The organism is Roseateles koreensis (assembly GCF_028595305.1).
GTDB classification, from domain to species: Bacteria; Pseudomonadota; Gammaproteobacteria; order Burkholderiales; family Burkholderiaceae_C; genus Paucibacter_A; species Paucibacter_A koreensis.
Map to the genome: position 1 here is coordinate 1 of NZ_JAQQXS010000030.1, position 2337 is coordinate 2337.

A 2337-nucleotide genomic window follows, 5' to 3' on the forward strand; every position below is an offset into this window, starting at 1 on the left:
GCCAAGGCAACGATCAAACCCAGGTGCAGGGCGGCGCCGCTCACTACCTCGCCCAGCAAGACCTCATCCTCGAATTCCGCGGCCAGCACGCCCTGCTCAGCACCCAAGGCGTCACGCTGGAGTTGACGCAAGCCGGCACCCTGACCCTCACCGCCAACACCGACATCGTGGTGGAGGCCAGCAGCCATGAGATTGGCGGGGCGAAGAATTGGGGGAGTGGCTCGGGCAGCGCGGCGGCGGGGGCTTTGAGTTACTGGGGCAGGATGGATGTGAAGGATGTGTGTGTGGAGTGTTTGCTGAAGGCGCCTTCGTCTGGCAATGCAATGAGCAAGGTAACTCGATGAATTCAAGCCATAACTACTACGCCCAAGACCCGCTGAGTCAAGGTTTCTGCACACAGGTGCTGGTGGCCTACCAAGCACTTTCTGCCGAGCAACCGGGTCTGCACCTGCTGGCCCTGATCAATGGCGCAGCCATGCCGGATTGCATGCCCTGGCTGCAAGCACACGGCTATGTCTGCCAAGGCGTGCTGGATGAGTCGCCCTACAGAAAGGCGGCCGCTGTGGGTCCGATTCTTGTACCGCTCAGCCCCACGCTGGAATCACTCACGCCATTGGCTGAGCGTTTCAACGCAGACCCCAGCTTGAGCTTCATGGCGAGTAGCACACCCTTGGCTGCGCTGTGCGCCCACCTCGCCAGTGCCATGGTGGTGGCCATGGCCGGTGAGCCCAACGACCTCTACCTGCTCAGCGTGGCCGACACCCGTTGTTTGCCCCGGCTGCTGCCGCTGTTGAACGCACCGGATGGCCCGGGCTGGGCACCCGGGGAATCCTGGTCATGGTTTCCTGACCGCTCCGGGCGCTGTGTGCAACATCACAACCCGGCTCGTGCTGCCGGCACCGTCCCTGCCCCTCATTCAGCGCCCACCCGGCTACTCAGCCCTGCGCAGTGGCAGCCCCTTGTGGATGATGGCGACGCGGATGCCATGCTGGCCCAGATTCACCATCAACGGCCTGAACTGCTGACCGGGTATTCCGGGGCACGGCTGTACGAAGAAATGAAGCAACAAATCACTGCCGCCCGTGCCCAGGCTGACTCGGCTTGGTCACAGTTGTTTACCCATTGCGTGAACCACCTTGAAGCCCTGCGCTTGTCTGGTCTATGAAACGCATCCTTCTACTGCGGTGGGGTGTGGCCGTTGGTGTGGCCGTGGCTGCGGCCCTGGGTCTGGGTTTGGCTGCCTGCAAACCCAAAGACGACAGTGCCAATGAATCCCTGGGGGTGTCCATCACGGGCATCAACTACACCGCTGAGGGGGTGCAGAGTTTTTATGTCAATGGCGCTTGGGCCGGCAATTTGCCGTCCTACGGTGGCGGCGGAAAAACCGCAGGCGGCATCTTTTTGCCGCGCCGCTGGACACCTGATTTGAAGGTGACGGTGGACTGGACGGTGGGGCACTACACCAAGCCATGGCTCTATCGAAAGCACCTGTCCATTGAAGAGGAAGGCAAATGCTGCTGGGCCGAACGCACCCTCAAGCTCACTGTGCCCGTGCAGAAGTACGACGAGCCCGCCCGCTTGCAAGTGTTCTTCTTGCCGGATGACAAGTTGGAGGTTTGGGTGACGGACTTTGATGTTGACCACCCCGACCACCCGGCTCACCGCCAACGCCCTAAAGACCCACGCCCCCATGACCCGGAGGAGGATAAATGAGCATCACGCCCATCATGAAGCGCCTCATTCTGCTGCTGTGGGCCGTGGCCTTGAGCCTGGGATTAACTGCCTGCAAAGCCAAAGACGACAGTGCCAATGAATCCCTGGGGGTGTCCATCACGGGCATCAACTACACCGCTGAGGGGGTGCAGAGCTTTTATGTCAATGGCGCTTGGGCCGGCAATTTGCCGTCCTACGGTGGCGGCGGAAAAACCGCAGGCGGCATCTTTTTGCCGCGCCGCTGGACGCCTGATTTGAAGGTGACGGTGGACTGGACCATTGGGCACTACACCAAGCCTTACCAAGAACGCAAAAACCTGAATGCCAGCGAAACACGCGCCTGCTGCTGGGCCGAACGCACCCTCAAGCTCACTGTGCCCGTGCAGAAGTACGACGAGCCCGCCCGCCTGCAGGTGTTCTTCTTGCCGGATGACAAGTTGGAAGTCTGGGTCTACGACTCCAGCACGATTGACCCAAATCACCCTTCACATCGCCCCTATCCAAAAGACCCACGCCCCCATGACCCGGAGGAGGATAAATGAGCATCACGCCCATCATGAAGCGCCTCATTCTGCTGCTGTGGGCCGTGGCCTTGAGCCTGGGATTAACTGCCTGCAAAGCCAA

General features: G+C 60.8%; 4 protein-coding genes. All 4 read left to right on the plus strand.

The window, feature by feature from the left end; translation table 11 throughout:
- Positions 1–344 (plus strand): hypothetical protein (locus PRZ01_RS19080; protein WP_273598434.1); only part of this gene is annotated, 344 nt, incomplete at its 5' end.
- Complete coding sequence (locus PRZ01_RS19085; protein WP_273598435.1) at positions 341–1165, plus strand: DUF4123 domain-containing protein; 825 nt, start codon at positions 341–343, stop codon at positions 1163–1165. The genes PRZ01_RS19080 and PRZ01_RS19085, both read left to right, overlap by 4 nt.
- The gene (locus tag PRZ01_RS19090) at positions 1162–1713 is read left to right on the plus strand and encodes a DUF3304 domain-containing protein (RefSeq protein ID WP_273598436.1); all 552 of its coding nucleotides are present in this window, start codon (positions 1162–1164) and stop codon (positions 1711–1713) included. Before PRZ01_RS19085 ends, PRZ01_RS19090 begins: the two co-directional genes overlap by 4 nt.
- On the plus strand, positions 1710–2255 hold the full coding sequence (locus PRZ01_RS19095; protein WP_273598437.1) for a DUF3304 domain-containing protein: 546 nt from the start codon (positions 1710–1712) through the stop codon (positions 2253–2255). Before PRZ01_RS19090 ends, PRZ01_RS19095 begins: the two co-directional genes overlap by 4 nt.
- Positions 2256–2337: the final 82 nt, after the last annotated feature.

Bases quoted from the DNA above. Each gene is read 5' to 3' on its own strand.
- PRZ01_RS19085 (WP_273598435.1), top strand. From the start codon at position 341: ATGAATTCAAGCCATAACTACTACGCCCAAGACCCGCTGAGTCAAGGT.
- PRZ01_RS19090 (WP_273598436.1), top strand. From the start codon at position 1,162: ATGAAACGCATCCTTCTACTGCGGTGGGGTGTGGCCGTTGGTGTGGCC.
- PRZ01_RS19095 (WP_273598437.1), top strand. From the start codon at position 1,710: ATGAGCATCACGCCCATCATGAAGCGCCTCATTCTGCTGCTGTGGGCC.